Genomic DNA, 15,637 nt, shown 5'->3' with positions numbered 1-15,637 from the left:
AGTTTTATAACGGTCGTGGAGCAAGGCCATGCTACAAAGCAGCTCCACTTCGCCGAGTGACGTCCGAGCATGTCCGCCATCCGTACCGAACAAGCTGCCCCTGGCTTTGGCCTGCTGTGCCTGGCCAGCTACCTGCTGTCGTTGTCCTATGGCTCGACCTTCCTGTTGTCGCTGTTGGTCAGCAGCCGTGGCGGCAACGAGCAGGATGCCGGGCAGATCATTTCAGTTGCCATGCTTAGCACCATCGTCGCCGTACTTGGCAGTGGCCATCTGGCCGACCGCTTGGGTTCGGCACGAGCCATCGCCCTGTCGGCGCTGAGCCTGGTGGCGGCTTGCCTGGGCTTCGCCCTGGTGCCTGGCACCGGCGCGGGCTTGATGCTCTGCGGCCTGATGCTGGGCCTGGGTTGGGGGGCTTTTTACACCCTGGGCCCGATCCTGGTGGCCGAGCGGGTCGAAGCCCAGCGGCGTACCCACTGCTTCGCTTTGCTCTCGGGCAGCATGATGAGCGGCATCGGTTCCGGGCCGCTGGCGGGCAAGCTGGCAGCGCTGTTGCAACTGCCGGTGCAGACGGCGTTCTACACCGCCGCGGGTGCCGCAGTCGCGGGCCTGCTGATCTTCAACCATCTGGCCCGCCAGCCACGGCACGCCACTCAGCCGGTTGGCATCAGCCGCCGCGCTGGCGCAACCGTACTGGCCTCGCCCGCACGCTGGCCGGTTCTCATGGTCGGCCTGGGCGGCGCGATCTTCGGTGGTCTGGGCAGCTTCCAGACCTCTTATGCCGCCGGGCGCGGCCTGGATTATTCGCTGTTCTTCATCGGCTTCATGAGTGCGGCCATCAGTTGCCGTTTGCTGATCGCCGGCTGGGTGGTCAAGCGTGATGCCTACCGTGCCTCGTGCCTGCTCTCGGGCTTTATCGTGCTCGCCGTGCTGGCGCTGGGCTGGTGGGTACAGGGCAACCTTGGCTATCTGCTGGCCGCAGCGCTGCTGGGGGTTGGATACGGTCTGAACTATTCGGTAATCAACGGCCTGGCCGCCAACCAGGCACCGCCCGGGCATACCCCGCAGGCCTTGCTGCTATTCAGCCTGGCGTACTTTCTCGGGGTGTTCGGCTTTCCCTGGCTGGCCGGGCAGCTGATCGTCAGCGGCGGCACCGAGGCGATGATGCTGTGCCTGCTGCTGGTGGCGTTGCTCAACTGGGCGGTCAGCCTTGGCCGCCTGTTCGGGCGCAGGCGCGCCCGTAGCGTTGCGCAGGCGTTACTGGTCCGGGGCGATGGCAAACATTAACTGGTCGGCTTCCAGGTAAACGATCGCCTCGCGGCCGATGACATCCACCGGGCGAGCGGCAACTGCCTCATGCTCGGGGACGATCTTCTCCAGGCGCTTGGTCACCAGGTCGACCCTCCAGATGCAGGCGAAGCCGCCGTTGTTGTCGAAGTACAGGACCGGCCGGGTCGGGCTCCAGGTCGGGTTGACCAGGCTCCAGCCGCCGGCATCCTTGTCCATCACCCGGTCGTAGGGGTTGCTGTCGCCGGTAAGGTGCGGGTAATAGATCAGCAGGCCGGAGTTATCGTGGTTGAGGTCGCCGCTGATCTGCGCCTTGGCGAAACGCTTGCTGTTGGACTCGGCCGCGTACAGTTGCGTTGAAGGCTGCGGCGTGGCCTTGGAACCCAGTGTGTAGGCCATGCTTTGCTGCGCCTCGCCGCTCATTTTCTGCCGGTAGTAGAACACCCCGTCAATGATCCCGGCATAGCGCCGGCCCTGATCGTTGGCGGTGATACTGTTCCAGCCATCAAAGCGCACATTGCGCGCGAACGGGTGCAGGCCAGGGCGTGCGTCGGAGTATTCGTAGAGGGTGCCGATCGGGCGGCTGTCATAGATATTGCCGGGGTTGCTGCCTTCGTCATCCTGCTTTTCGGCAACGAACAGCACCACGTTCAGCACGCCATCGAGGGTGGCAACGTCCACCAGATAGGCAAAACTGTCTTCGCTCATGTCGGCAACGGTGGCCAGGGGAAAGCGCTGCCACGGCTCATCCTCGACCTGGGTATAACGCTGGTCGCGGGGCAGGGGCTGCAGGCTTTTGGGATCAACCTGGGAGAGTGCCGGTACTGGCGTCAGCAGTTTGATCTGCTGGTCGTAGGCGACTTCCAGGCAGGCGGCAGTCTCGCAGCGGTTACGCACCTCGCGCAGCCAGAAGTTTTCCAGCTCGCGGAAGATCTTGCGGTCCTTGAGCGGCTTGTAGCGCTCGTTGAGCGTGTCGTCCTTGGCCGACAGCGACGGTGTGGTGCAGATCGCGGTTTCCAGCAGGGTGCTGGCCTTGCTGCAGTCAAAGCCTGCGGCAAGGGTCGCGGGGCTGTGCAGGCAGGCAGCGAACAGGGCAGCAGGAAGCAAGCGCGCGGCGGCTTTCATCGGACATCCATGTGAGGTTGAGCAGGGTGCGGATGATACGTCAGCAAGGGCCATTGCGGAATCTGCCGCAGTAATGTGCCTGGGGTTCATTGGCCGTTGAGTTGTGCGCTCAGGTAGCAATGCAGCTGCTCTGCAATGATCTCTGCGTGTGCAGATTTGACGATCAGGTTAAAAAAATAATATTGCTCGAACAGAGGCTCGATATCGATCTGAGGCACAAGGTAGAACGCAACATAACTTGTGTAGATCGCTTTCACTGCTTCGGAAATTTCTTCGAGGTCCCCTGACAGATTGGTAATGTCGTAGAAAACATTCTTGTACGTTTCATTGATGTCGCTGATCTCTATGTAGGGCGCCTGCTGCCGCTCGCACTGTTCCCAGTGGCTCTTCTGATTTTTGCTGTTTCGATGGGTGTAGTTCATCTTCAGTCCTTTATCTTGAAGTCAGTGACGTGGGTCATTTTCCCTTTAGGATCGAGCTTGGCCATGTAGTGGACGTTGACCCCGTTTACTTTACGCTCCATTTTTGACCAGCCCTTGCCTTTGAAGTGAGGGTCTCCGATCTGGTCGGGCTTGATGATCTCTATCCCGTTTTCCGGATGTTTCTTGACATGATCCAGAGCGAACTCTTCGTTGCGGTTCCGGGGTCTGGTGCGCCCCGTTGATTTGCTTTTTACCCGTCGGGGTTTTCGGAAGCTGCATTTCTTCTTCCAACCCAGCGGGTCGATCCAACCGAGCGGATTCGGTGCGTATTGATAAAGGTTGATGCCCCCCAGCAGGCCGATGGGATCGGGTGTGGTGAAGCGTCCGATATCAGGATCATAGAAGCGAAACGTGTTGTAGTGCAGTCCGCTTTCCCGATCCAGGTACTGCCCTTGGAACCTGAGATTCTGCTCTTCGAGGTAATATCCTTCGCGGGTTTCCTGCAGGGTGTTGCCCCATACCAGATAGCTCGCCTGCCAGAGAACGTCACCCTTGAATTCGGTCAATTGCTCTGGCAAGCCGTTAAGGTCGTTGTGGTAGTAGCGCACGTGTTGTTGTGCGCCAGCGCCGTCGACCCGCGCCAGAGGCTCATGGCTGTCCTGATCATAGAGATAGAGACTGGTTCGGCCATGCTGCTGCTCCAGCAAAAGGCGCAGTCCATCCCAGGTAAAACGGGTCTTTTCCAGCAGATTGCCAGCATCGTCGTGCTGGCTTTTTTCGACGCGTCGACCCAATGGGTCATAACGCATGTTCAGCACCCGTTCTCGGCCGCCGATATGGCTGCGGACCTGGATCAAGCGGTGTTCTGCGTCGTAGCTGAACCGTTGCACGCCGTGGCGGCTGCTACGTTTTTCGATCATCCGACCAAAGGCGTCGTAGCGATACCGCTTGTCTTGGTAAGAAAGCAAACGATTATGGCGGACAAGGCCCTTTCCGAGCTCTGAACCGTCGAGCAGATTAGCCGCGGCATCGTAGGCAAAGACTTCGCTCTGGCCCTGACCTGTGTTCTGGCTGGCCATGATGCGAGCGCTGGCATCGTAATGCAGCAGTTGCTGGTGCTGGCCTGCAAGATCCTGATTGAAACGACCGATCAAATTGTCGGCAGGGTCGAAGTCAAAGCGTTGTTGAACGGGCGCTGGTAGCTGTGGCGGCTGCTGGAGTGAACGACGCAGCCGGGAGCGTAGGCGGCCGCTACGGTCGTACTCGCTGCGGGTGCAGAGCTGTCCCTGGGAGCGAAACACTTCTCGATGCAGGCGGTCGCGCTCGAAGTCACAGATCACCTGGCCATCGAGATTGAGCTGGTGCAGATGGCCACTGCCATAGTAAAGACGATTTAGCCAGCGGCCGTCGCCCAGTCGGGTCTGGGTCAAGTTGCCAAGTTCATCGTAGTAGTGCTGCAGTAAGCCGGCCTGACTGCAGTCCTCAACAAGCTGTCCGAGTTCGTCATAGCCGAATTCCAATTGTTCGCTGTTGCCGCTGGTATCGGTGAAACAGATGGCGATCAGGTGATCAAGTGCGTCGTAGCTGTACTCGGTTAATCCATCGTCAGTGCGTTTTTGGATTACCCGGCCGGCTGCATCCAGTTGGTAGTGGTGACAGATCGGTTTGAGTGTCGGCTCGTTGTCATCGGGCGCCGGGACATAGGTCTGAGCCGTAACGTTGTTCAGCGCATCATAGTGATAACAGCGGGTGCTTGAATCCAGATACTGTTGCTGGGTCAAGCGATCTCCTTGATCCCAGGCGAAGCGATAACGCTCACCATTTTCGTTGGTCAGCGTGAGCAAACGGCCGTAGGCGTCATAGCCGTACTGAACTTTGCGCCCGTGCGGATCGATGCGCAGGTGCAGCTGACCGCGACGGGTATAGAGGAACTGGGTGGTGTGCCCGGCCGGGTCGGTATGGGTACTGAGCTGACCGTTGCAGTGATACTGGTAAAGGTCGCTGCGCCCATCCGGTAACCGTCGCAGTTGCAAGCGGCCTCGTGCGTCGTATTCATATTCGGTACGTTCGCCGAGGGCGTCGGTGACAGATTGTAGATGGCCACGACGGTCATAGTTCATACGGGTGGGATAGCCCGAACAGTCAACCTGCTCACTGAGCAGGCCGTAATCATTCCAGCGCAAGTGTTGGCGCTTGCCTGTAGCGTCGATCACCTCTACCACTTGGCCTCGTTCGTCGTAGCGATAGCGAGTTATGTTGCCTTGTGGGTCGGTTTCACTGCTGCAGTTGCCGCGCTGATCGTAGCGATAGCTTCGCCGATTGCCTGCGTAGTCGGTCTCTACTCGGGGTAGAGACCAATGCTCCAGCCATAGGGTTGACTCGCTGCGCCCGAGTGGGTCGATGCTTTCGCACAGGTTGCCGGACTCATCGTACAGGTATTGCCATTGCCCACCTTGCGGGTCGGTGGCAGCGAGCAACTGGCGCTCGTCGTTCCACTCGAAGCACCAGGTGTGGCCGAGGGCGTCGGTGTATTGGGTGATCTGGTACTGCGGGTTCCAGTGGCGGCTGCTGACCCGTTGCAGGCTGTCGGTGATCCGGGTGATGCCGGCCTCGATGTCGTAGTCGAAACGATACTCGTCGCCATCATCGGTCCAGTGCCGAGCGACGCGCCAGTCGTCGGCAGCGCGAGTCCATTCGTAGAAGCAGCGCAGGCCGCTGGGCAACTGGTGCTCGACCATGCGTCGGCCCTGGTCGTAGCTGAAGCTGCGTTGCAACTGGCCATTGGCGTCGCGCACCTGGGCCAGGTCGCCGTTGTCGTCATAACCATAACTGACCAGCAGTTCGGATGCGCCGTCGCTATACAGGCGCTCGAGAGAACTGATCCGCCCTGGCCATTGAGTGCTGTAATGCAGTTGTACCTGGATCAAGTCGAAGGTATCGCGCAGCCCGGTCAAACGACCACTGGCGTCGTAATCAAGATAGATGCGGTTATCGTTGCGGTCACCCAATTGCACCAGGCGCAGGTGCAGTGGGTCGTTCGGAGTCGGCTGGAACAGGCGATACAATCCGTCGGTACGCTCGATCAGCAGTTCACCGTTATGCTCGCGGCGTACACTCAGGCCTTCACCTGCGCTGAAGACGGCATCGCCGCGGGGTATGTGGCCCATGTCGATAATACGCGCCTGATCGTCGGTAAACAGCACTCGCTCGCCGCCTTGCGGGTGTAGTTCGATCCTGACAAATACCTCGTAATCGACGCTCCAGCCCGCACCGAAAAGGCCATCGTGGCGGGTGTCACGGCTGCTGTAGAAGCGCTGCCACTCCAGCGGGATCAAGCCGGGCAAGCTGAAGTCCAGATCATCGTCGTCAGCAAGAACCTTGGCCCCGGTGGGGCTATGGACCGGATGCGCAGAGCCGGCTACAGCGGATGTCAACGCACCTGCTACCTGCTCGGTCAGGTAGGTAGCAACGCCGCCAATTACCATACAGCCCAGTTCGCTGTAGAACTTGCCGCCACGCCCGCGCAGCAGCATCAAAGCGGTTATCGCCAGGCCGATGCCCGGGGTCTTGCCACTGCGAATCTCGCGGACCACGATCGAGCCGCCGCCAATGCGCACGTTACTGGAGATCAGCCCGGCGTCGACGATCACCGCCTCGCAGGTGCTGCGATCGCCGCTGCGGCAAGCCGGATGGCCGTTGATGGTGACCTTGCTCGAACCTTCGGCCAGGTACTGCGGCGGCATTGGCGGGTGCTTGCTGCAGAGGATCTTGTCGTCGTCGGCAGGCTCGGTGTTTGGTGCGGGGCTGGCGACCGTGGGCCGCCACATCTGCGAGAAAAAGCCCTTGGCCATGTCGAGGAAGCTTTCTTCTTCCTCTTCGGCAGGTGGCTGGGCGGCATCACTGCCAGCGGGCGCCGCCGCGGCGACGATGACGCCAGCAGCGCGGGCGGCCGGTTTGCCATTGGTGTGGGTGTTCTTCGAGCCAGTGAGGATGTTGGCCTGCACCGAAGGCGGGAACAGAAAATTGCCGATACCCTCGCATAAACTGCTTAAACCCTTGTCGGCCCCGGTCTTGCTCATGGCCACGCCGACCACGATACCGACCACCGCGCCGAGCACGAAGCAGCCGAGGCCGCCGGTGACCACGGTAAGCCCAAGCGCCGCAGTCACCGCCGCGGTGGCCAACATGCCGATGGCGACGTTGGCGGCCACTTCCAGCACACCGCCGACGATGTCGGCCATCATCGAGGTGTGCATCAGCGCATCGCCCTGGCGGGCGGCCCAAAGAGCGTCAGACATGCAAGGTGCTCATCAGGCCAGGGTGTCGAAGTTCAGTGATTGCTTGATCGCTGCCCAGTGCGCAGCCTCGGCATCACCCAGCGGTTGGGCTTTGACGTAACTCAGGGCGAACATCTTGCGCGTGCCGGGCAGTACCAGGGCCAGTTGGTACTGGAAGACCTTTTCGTTGCCCTTGCTGAACTGGCTGCGCAGCTCGATGCCTTCCACCGTCTGCTCGGCGCCCAAGCGCACGGCCTGGCGCGGCTGGAAGCGCAGGTCCTTGACCTGTTGTTGCAGGCGCTCGAGCTGGCCGTCGAAGTTGCTTTGCAGGGTTTCGCCGTCGGCCAGCAAGCTGCGGCTGATGATCAGCGAGGTGCCGAGCTTGGCAAAGCGCAGGATGTTGATGCTGGTGTCCTGCATTTCGGCATCGGGCAGGGCGAGCTGGAATTCGTTGAGGCGATAAGTCATGACGCACAAATCTCTTTATTGGCTGGCTTTGGGCTTGGGGAAGATCGCTTCCACGGCGCCATCGATGGTGCCTTTGACGCCTTGCCCGTCCGCAGTGGCGCCGGGGGCGCCGCCGATGTTCAGGTCCAGGGTGCCGCCGGTGTTGAACTGGGCATTGCCTTCGGCGTTGAAGTTGAACTGCACGCCGGTGAGGTTGATCTGGCCGCTGGCGTTGAGTTCGAGCACGCTCTTGCCGCACACCAGGCGCAGGTTTTCGCCAACCTCGATCAGGTAGCTGCGGCTGATGCTGTCGGTCTTGGTCGAGCCCACCAGCAAAATGTCATCGCGCTTGACCGCGCGAATGCGGTCTTCGCCGATGGTCGCCACTTCGCTGAAGTCCACCACCTTGTTGCGGTTGTGGCCCACCCAGTGGCTCTCGTCGTTCTCGACTTCGATGTCCTGGTTGCGCTCGGCGTGGATGTACAACTGCTCGGCGCCCTTCTTGTCCTCCATGCGGATTTCGTTGAAGTTCGCCGGCGTGCCGCCTTTGCTCGAACGGCTTTTCATTCCGCTCTGGGTCGCATTGGCCGGCAGGTCGTAGGGCACCGTCTGCTCGGCGTTGTAGACCCGGCCGGTGATGATCGGCCGGTCGGGGTCGCCTTCAAGAAAGCTGACGATCACTTCCTGACCGATCCGCGGGATCTGCATCGAACCCCAGTTCTTGCCGGCCCAGGCCTGGGACACGCGAATCCAGCACGAGCTGTTCTCGTTGGACTGGTCATGGCGGTCCCAGTAGAAGTGCACCTTGACCCGGCCATACTGGTCGGTCCAGATCTCTTCCCCGGCCGGGCCAACCACGATGGCGGTCTGCGGGCCCTTGACCTGCGGGCGCAGGGTGCTGGCCAGGGGGCGGAAGCTCTGCTGCGCATCGATGCAGCTGAGGTTGCTTTCGAACTGTGCATTGCCGCCGCCGGCGCCGGTTTCCAGGCGCTCCTGGACGATGTAATAGCGGGCACCGACGATCAGGTATTCGCGATTCTGGTCCTGGCGGCTGAAGCCGCTCATGCTGAACAGGTTGCCTGCCGCCAGGCCGCGGGCATTGCCGCGCAGTTCGATGCGTTCATGCAGGCTTTGCAGCGCTTCGATACGGGTACGGGCGTAATGCTCGCCGTCCTCACTCTGCACATAGGTGCCGGGGTAGTCGTACAGCGGGTAGTCGCCGGCGCTGTGCGGGCGCGGCATTTGCGAGCGCACGTCGATGCGCGCGCTGGGGCGCTGGAAGTCGTAGTCGTTAAGCTCCAGCGAGCCGGACTGCACCTCCTGGGCCAGGTGCCAGTCGTTGAGGTGGTCACGCTCGCGGTGCTGACCATCAGGTGGAAAGTACGGCACCGACTCGTAGCCCGGCACCACCTGGTGGGCGCCATAGGCATCGGCCAGCACCAGCACGTGGCGGTCCTTTTCGTGGCGGAAGTAGTAGTAGATACCTTCCTGTTCCATCAAGCGGCTGACGAAGTCGAAGCTGGTCTCGCGGTACTGCACGCAGTACTCCCACTCGCGATAGGGGCGGCTCAAGCTGTCTTCGAAGTCGGAAAACCCCAGGTCGCGAAATACCTGCTTGATGATCTGCGGGATGCTCTGGTTCTGGAAGATGCGGCAATCGGAGGTCTTGCTCAGCAGCCACAGCCAAGGCCGCAGCGTCACCCGGTAACTGGCGAACTGGCCGCGGTCGATGCTCTGGCTGCAGCGCGAAACAATGCCGTGAAAATACCGCGAGCGGCCCAGCTCCAGTTGCAGGCTGAGGCTCATGGGCTTGCCGAGCAACTGGTTGAGGTCGATGGCCGAGTTGTCCGAGGTCAGTTGCAACTCGTAGTCGAACAGCCGCCCCAGCTCTTCGCCGCCGCCCATTTCCGCCAGGATCAGCGCATCCGGGCCCAGCGGGCTGTTGATCTGCGCCAGTCGGGTGAATTGCTTGAATAGCATCGCTTATCTCGTCAAACGCGCCATCACGGCGCGTCGCTGAAGTGGTAGTGCAGGTCGTTGTCGCGGCGGCTGATGCGCACCCCGGCCAGGGCCTTGCCTTCGAGCATGCGGGTGAGGAACTCGCGGCTCATGTCCGGCAGCAGGCTGTTGGTCAGGATCGCGTCGATCATCCGCCCGCCGCTCTCGGTCTCGCTGCAGCGCGAAACGATCAAGTCGACCACTTCGTCGTCGTAGTCGAAGGCCACTTTGTGGGTGCCTTGCACGCGCTTGCGGATGCGCTCGAGCTGCAGGCGGGTGATGGCCTTGAGCATCTCGTCGCTGAGCGGGTAGTAGGGGATGGTCACCAGGCGGCCGAGCAGCGCCGGCGGGAAGATTTCCAGCAGCGGTTGGCGCAGGGCGCTGGCGATGGCCTCGGGTTCAGGGGTGTTCTGCGGGTCTTTGCACACCCGGGAAATCAGCTCGGTACCGGCGTTGGTGGTGAGCAGGATCAAGGTGTTCTTGAAGTCGATCACCCGGCCTTCGCCGTCTTCCATCACGCCCTTGTCGAACACCTGGAAGAAAATTTCGTGCACGTCCGGGTGGGCTTTTTCCACCTCGTCGAGCAGCACCACGCTGTAGGGCTTGCGCCGCACCGCTTCGGTCAGCACGCCGCCTTCGCCATAACCGACATAGCCGGGCGGGGCGCCCTTGAGGGTCGAGACGGTATGGGCTTCCTGGAACTCGCTCATGTTGATGGTGATGACGTTCTGCTCACCGCCGTACATGGCTTCGGCCAGGGCCAGGGCGGTTTCGGTCTTGCCTACCCCGGAGGTGCCGGCGAGCATGAACACGCCGATTGGTTTGTTGGGGTTGTCGAGGCCGGCGCGGGAGGTCTGGATACGCTTGGCGATCATCTGCAGCGCATGGTCCTGGCCAATGATGCGCTTGGCCAGGTGCTGGTCGAGCTTGAGCACGGTCTCGAGCTCGTTGCGGGCCATGCGTCCGACCGGGATGCCGGTCCAGTCGGCAACCACCGAGGCCACCGCCTGATAGTCGACGGTTGGCAGGATCAGCGGGGTTTCACCTTGCAGGGCGCTCAGGCGCTGCTGCAGCTCGATGAGTTTTTCGCGCAGCTCATGGCTCTGTTCGCTGCCGGTGTCGCGGTCGACCACCCCAACGTTTTCGCGCAGCTGCGCGCGGGTGGCCAGCAGCTCGTCGACCAGGGCCTTCTCTTCGGCCCAACGGCTTTCCAGTTCGGCCAGGCGCTCGCGCTCGGTAGCCAGCAAGGTTTCAGACTGTTGCTGGCGGTTGCCGATGGCGATACCGATGGCCTGCTCGCGGGCGATGATCTGCAGCTCGGTTTGCAGTGCCTCGATGCGTCGACGGCTGTCGTCGACCTCGGCCGGTACCGCATGCAGGCTGATGGCGACACGGGCGCAGGCGGTGTCGAGCAGGCTGACGGACTTGTCTGGCAACTGGCGCGCCGGGATGTAGCGGTGGGAGAGCTTGACCGAGGCTTCCAGGGCTTCATCGAGGATCTGCACCTGATGGTGCTGCTCCATGGTCGAGGCCACGCCGCGCATCATCAGCAGTGCCTTGTCTTCGCTCGGCTCGGCGACCTGCACCACCTGAAAACGCCGGGTCAGGGCCGGGTCTTTCTCGATGTGCTTCTTGTACTCGGCCCAGGTGGTGGCGGCCACGGTGCGCAAGCTGCCACGGGCCAGCGCGGGCTTGAGCAGGTTGGCAGCATCGCCGGTGCCGGCGGCACCACCGGCACCGACCAGGGTGTGGGCTTCGTCGATGAACAGGATGATCGGTCTGGGCGAGGCCTGCACGTCCTCGATGACCTGGCGCAGGCGCTGTTCGAACTCGCCTTTCATGCTCGCCCCGGCCTGTAGCAGGCCGACATCCAGGCTGCGCAATTCGACGTCCTTGAGCGATGGCGGAACATCGCCGGCAACGATGCGCAGGGCAAAGCCTTCAACCACCGCGGTTTTGCCCACCCCGGCTTCACCGGTGAGGATCGGGTTGTTCTGCCGGCGACGCATGAGGATATCCACCAGTTGGCGAATCTCTTCGTCGCGACCAACGATCGGGTCGAGCTTGCCGCTGCGCGCCTGCTCGGTGAGGTCGACGGTAAAGCGCTTGAGCGCTTCCTGCTTGCCCAGGGCGCTGGGGGCCATGGCGCCGCTGGCTTCGCCCGGCACGGCGCCGGCATTGAAACCGTCGCTGGCGCCCAGGGCGTTTTCCGGTGAGTCGCCGACGTACTCGTCAAAGCGCTCGCTGAGGGCTTCGACCTTGATCTTGGCAAACTCCGACGACAGGCCGAGCAGGGCATTGCGCAGGCTCGGAGTCTTGAGGATGCCGAGCACCAGGTAACCGGTGCGCACCTGGCTTTCGCCGAACATCAGGCTGCCATACACCCAGCCACGCTCCACCGCCTCTTCGACCTGGGACGACAGGTCGGTGATCGAGGTCGAGCCGCGCGGCAGGCGGTCCAGGGCCTCGGTCAGTTCGCGGGCCAGGCGCGCTGGCTCCAGGTTGAACTGGCGAATGATGCGGTGCAGGTCCGAGTCCTGCAGTTGCAGCAACTGATGAAACCAGTGGGCCAGTTCCACATAGGGGTTGCCCCGCAGTTTGCAGAACACCGTGGCGGCCTCGATGGCCTTGTAAGCGACGCTGTTGAGCTTGCCGAACAGCGCGGCGCGACTGATTTCACCCATGTTCCGGACTCCTTGTGGATTGCGATGCGCGCGTCTCGGCGTAGTACCGAGCCAGTGTCAGGTCGCTGGCATCGTGTTGCGGGCGGCCGAGCCAGGTATCGAAACCCAGGCGTCGGCCAGTGTTGAGTTGCAGGGCGGGTATTTCGTCCTGCTGCAGAATCAGTTGCAGGTCCCAGTCCAGCTCGTGCCCCTGGTGCTCGGCGACCCAGGCCACCAGCTCGGCGAAGGCACTGCCATCGGGCAATAGCGACAGGTATTGCTCCAGGCTCAGCGGCCCCAGGCAGATGCGGAACTTGTGCTGGCGGTCCCAGACATGGCTGCCCAGGCACACATCCATGCCCAGCTGATTGGCACTCGCGCCCAGGCGGCTGCGTTCAGGCAGTTGCAGCCACTGGCCAACGTATTCCTCGATGCTTACCGGCACGCCGAAGTAGGCCCCGAGAATACCGCGCAGGCCATCCGGATAGCGGGTCTGGGCGGCGAGGTGGCCGCTGTAGTGCAGCTTGGCGGTATCCGGCAACGGGCCCTGATCACGCAGCGCCGGGGTGCCGCGCCCGCTCAGGGCGGCCAGGCGGGCGGCCCAGTAGTCGTCATTGGGCCGGTCATGGCTGACCGTCGGCCGCGCTTCGGCCCAGGCCCGGTAGAACAGGCTCAGCAGACGGTGATGAAAGACATCGAGAAAGCGCTTGCTGGTGCTGTCGGCGTTGTTGCGCTGGCGCTCGCGCATGTACTCGGTCAGGTGCAGCGGTAAGGGGCCGTTGGGGCCGCCTAGGCCAAAGAAGAACTGCTCCAGGCGCGCCGGGCCCTGATCGCTGGCAGGCGTCAGCGCCGCCAGGGTGGCCGGCGCAAACGCACAGTCGAGCTGCTGGCCAAGGCGCACCGGATCATCGGCCAGGCGCAGCGAATGGCCGAAGCGTGGCAGCTGCGGCGACTCGCATTGCAGCCGGCGCAGGGCCTGGAAGAAATCGTAGTTCCAGGGTTCGGCCTGCATTTCGCTGAGGATGTTCACAGGGTCGGACGGCGTCCGGGCTTGGCTTTCCATCGCATGATCTCGCCGCGTTCGGTGGTACGGAGCACCGTCTCGGTAAAGCTGTTGATCGACACGTAACGTGCCAGGAAGCGCTCGAACACCGCACCGAGCAGGAACACGCCAGTGCCGCGAAAGGCGTTTTCGTCGAATTCCAGGGTGATCTCCAGGCCACGGCCAAAGACGATCGGCCCCGGCATCGGCAGGCGTCGCGTGCAGGCCTTGCTGCTGACCTCGCGCAGGCCGTCGATCTGCAGCTGCAGGGCGGCGTCGTGGCTGTCGCCGTACAGGCGCAGCAACTCGCGCAGGGCGGCGGCGCCCTGGCCTTGCTCGGTCAGCGACAGGTAGTTCAGCGACAACTGGCTGATCAGACGCCAGGCCTTGTTGTCATGGGCATGGCTGGCCCGTGGCCGGCTTGGCCCGGCCAGGCAGCGAATGGCGGCCACCGGCGCGCTGTCGGCCAGGGTGAAATCGCTGCGGCCATCGCCGACGTTCATGAACAGCGCCAGGTCGCGATTGGTGCACAGGGCACTGACCCCCAGTTGTCGCAGGTCGTGGCGGTAAGGCGCCTGTTGGCCATCGACCAGGCTGATGAAGGTTTCGCTGCCCATGTAGGTCGAGCGGGTACCGTTGCGGCGCTGCTCGCTGGAAAGCATGCGCGGCTCGCGGCGGACGATGTAATAGGCCTGGTCACGGCCGTAGCGCGACGGGTCGCGTACGGCATAGAAGGGCAGGAAAGCCTGGTCGGGGCCGGTGCCGTGGCCGGTAACGCTGCTCAACGAGTGGATCTCGAAATCCGTTGGCCGGGTGCGGTCGGCAATCACATGATGTTCGTTGACCCGGTCATTCAGGTGGATGCGGTCGACCCGGCGCGGGAACAGGTTGATCGCCGGTGTGCAGAAGGGCACGAACTGCTCGGCGCCGACGCTGCCTTCCAGGCTCTGGTCGTAGCGCTCGAACAGCACGATCAGCTCCAGCTCCTGACCATCGCAACGCTTTACTGCGCGATCCAGTTCGGCAAATTCTACGAACAGAAAACGCTGCGGCAGGGCGAAGTACTCCTGCAGCAGGCGGTAACCCTGGAATGCCTGCGGCACCACCGGTAGCGCCGCCTCGCGGTCATCGAAGCCGCAAGGGCGCAGGGCCGAGGTCGGGATGCGCTCGACCCAGTCGCTGCCAGGCTGGCGCGCGAACACCGCACAGGCGTTGCCCAGCAGCTGCTCGTACAGGCGAAACGGCAGTTCGTCGGCGCCGTTCAGGTACAGCGGCAGGCTGCTGAGGTCGAGGGCGTTGAACGGCAGGTCGGCGCCGGTACGCAAGGTAATGCGCAAGCCGGCGCGGGCCTTCGGTTCGCTGGCGGCCAGGCGCCCGAGGCGGGCTGCCGGGTTGCCGAAGTATTCCGCCTGGGCGACTTGCAGCGGCCACAGGGTAACGGCATGGGCACTACGAAACTCGCAAGGCGTTTGCGAATCGCGACCAAGGGTGGCGCGCAGCACGCTGCCACGGGGCAGGGTGAAGCCGGCACTTAGCGAACCTTCATCTGGATCGGCCTGCATCTGCACCACCGTCATCGACGGTGTCGGCGCCAGGTAGTGCGGGTAGGCGATCTCCAGCAGGTTGTGGGTGAAGGTCGGGTACTCGGCATCGAGCTTGAGTTGCACCCGTGCGGTCAGGTAGGCAAAACCTTCGAGCAGGCGCTCGACATAGGGGTCGGCGCAGTCGATACCGGACAGGGTCAGGCGCCCGGCGATCTTCGGGTATTCTCTGGAAAATTCTGCCGCGCTTTCGCGGATGTGTTGCAGTTCCTGGTTGTACAGCTCGAGCAGGCGCGGGTTCATGGACGTCTCCGGCGCTCGGCGGGGGCCACCCGGACATGCCCGGATTCGAGGTCAAGGTCGGTGCGCAGCAGCAACGGCAGTGCCGCCGGCTGGGCCCACAGGTCGCCTTCGATCTCGAAACTCAGGGCGTTGTTGTTCATCTCCCCCGGTGCGACCTGGGCGCGCACCCGCAGGCTGCTGCGCAGGATGCGTGGTTCGAAGGTGGCGATGGCCTGGTAAATGATGCTCTCCAGTGCGCTGATATCAATGTTCGAGGCGCTGTTACCGGCCAGTGCCGGCAGGCCGTAGTTGACCACCGAAATGCCGGCCGGGGTGTTGAGGGTGGCGGCCGCATCGAGCAGTGAAGTGGTGTTGAGCAGCCAGGTGAGGTCGCGTAGTACCGAGGCCTTGAGCTGGCTCAGCGAAAGCACGCGCTTGTCGTTGGCTTCTTGCAGGTTGCCGGGCTCGTCGTCGGTCAGACGATCGAGCAGCGAAGGCTGCAGACGGTCACGTGCAGCGATTTCGGCTACCAAGGGGCGGCTCCGGTGGTGATATG

At 62.7% G+C, this 15,637-nt stretch carries 10 protein-coding genes; 1 reads left to right on the top strand and 9 read right to left on the bottom strand.

What is annotated here, in order from left to right:
- The first annotated feature begins 69 nt into the window (after positions 1 to 69).
- Complete coding sequence (locus tag ACZ9A3_RS22240) at positions 70 to 1,284, top strand: MFS transporter (RefSeq protein ID WP_213602973.1); 1,215 nt, start codon at positions 70 to 72, stop codon at positions 1,282 to 1,284.
- Here the strand turns inward: ACZ9A3_RS22240 and ACZ9A3_RS22235 are convergent.
- From ACZ9A3_RS22235 to tssE, 9 genes are all read right to left on the bottom strand, one after another.
- Positions 1,255 to 2,409 carry a lysozyme inhibitor LprI family protein gene (locus ACZ9A3_RS22235; protein ID WP_045201195.1) on the bottom strand — a complete coding sequence of 385 codons (1,155 nt, stop codon included), beginning with the start codon at positions 2,407 to 2,409 and terminating at the stop codon, positions 1,255 to 1,257. The genes ACZ9A3_RS22240 and ACZ9A3_RS22235 overlap by 30 nt on opposite strands.
- A gap of 86 nt (positions 2,410 to 2,495) precedes the next feature.
- Positions 2,496 to 2,831 carry a hypothetical protein gene (locus ACZ9A3_RS22230; RefSeq protein WP_093378468.1) on the bottom strand — a complete coding sequence of 112 codons (336 nt, stop codon included), beginning with the start codon at positions 2,829 to 2,831 and terminating at the stop codon, positions 2,496 to 2,498.
- 2 nt (positions 2,832 to 2,833) lie between these two features.
- Positions 2,834 to 7,129: an RHS repeat-associated core domain-containing protein gene (locus ACZ9A3_RS22225; protein ID WP_476253128.1), complete on the bottom strand. Its 4,296-nt coding sequence runs from the start codon at positions 7,127 to 7,129 to the stop codon at positions 2,834 to 2,836.
- A 12-nt stretch (positions 7,130 to 7,141) separates the two neighbouring features.
- Positions 7,142 to 7,576: a DcrB-related protein gene (locus tag ACZ9A3_RS22220; protein WP_476253127.1), complete on the bottom strand. Its 435-nt coding sequence runs from the start codon at positions 7,574 to 7,576 to the stop codon at positions 7,142 to 7,144.
- Between the two features lie 15 nt (positions 7,577 to 7,591).
- Positions 7,592 to 9,535, bottom strand: coding sequence for a type VI secretion system Vgr family protein (locus ACZ9A3_RS22215; protein WP_195885249.1), 1,944 nt, complete (start codon positions 9,533 to 9,535; stop codon positions 7,592 to 7,594).
- 23 nt (positions 9,536 to 9,558) lie between these two features.
- Positions 9,559 to 12,237 (bottom strand): type VI secretion system ATPase TssH, encoded by a 2,679-nt coding sequence (gene tssH, locus ACZ9A3_RS22210; protein ID WP_476253126.1) that lies wholly within the window; start codon positions 12,235 to 12,237, stop codon positions 9,559 to 9,561.
- Positions 12,230 to 13,279 (bottom strand): type VI secretion system baseplate subunit TssG, encoded by a 1,050-nt coding sequence (tssG, locus tag ACZ9A3_RS22205; RefSeq protein WP_476253125.1) that lies wholly within the window; start codon positions 13,277 to 13,279, stop codon positions 12,230 to 12,232. Before tssG ends, tssH begins: the two co-directional genes overlap by 8 nt.
- Positions 13,243 to 15,102 carry a type VI secretion system baseplate subunit TssF gene (gene tssF, locus ACZ9A3_RS22200; RefSeq protein WP_258595280.1) on the bottom strand — a complete coding sequence of 620 codons (1,860 nt, stop codon included), beginning with the start codon at positions 15,100 to 15,102 and terminating at the stop codon, positions 13,243 to 13,245. Before tssF ends, tssG begins: the two co-directional genes overlap by 37 nt.
- Positions 15,099 to 15,614, bottom strand: a complete 516-nt coding sequence (gene tssE, locus ACZ9A3_RS22195; protein ID WP_258595278.1) for a type VI secretion system baseplate subunit TssE — start codon at positions 15,612 to 15,614, stop codon at positions 15,099 to 15,101. The genes tssF and tssE overlap by 4 nt, the downstream gene beginning before the upstream one ends.
- Between the last annotated feature and the right edge of the window lie 23 nt (positions 15,615 to 15,637).

It is taken from the genome of Pseudomonas sp. TE4620 (genome assembly GCF_056279045.1).
This window is presented reverse-complemented; position numbering and strand designations above follow the sequence as displayed.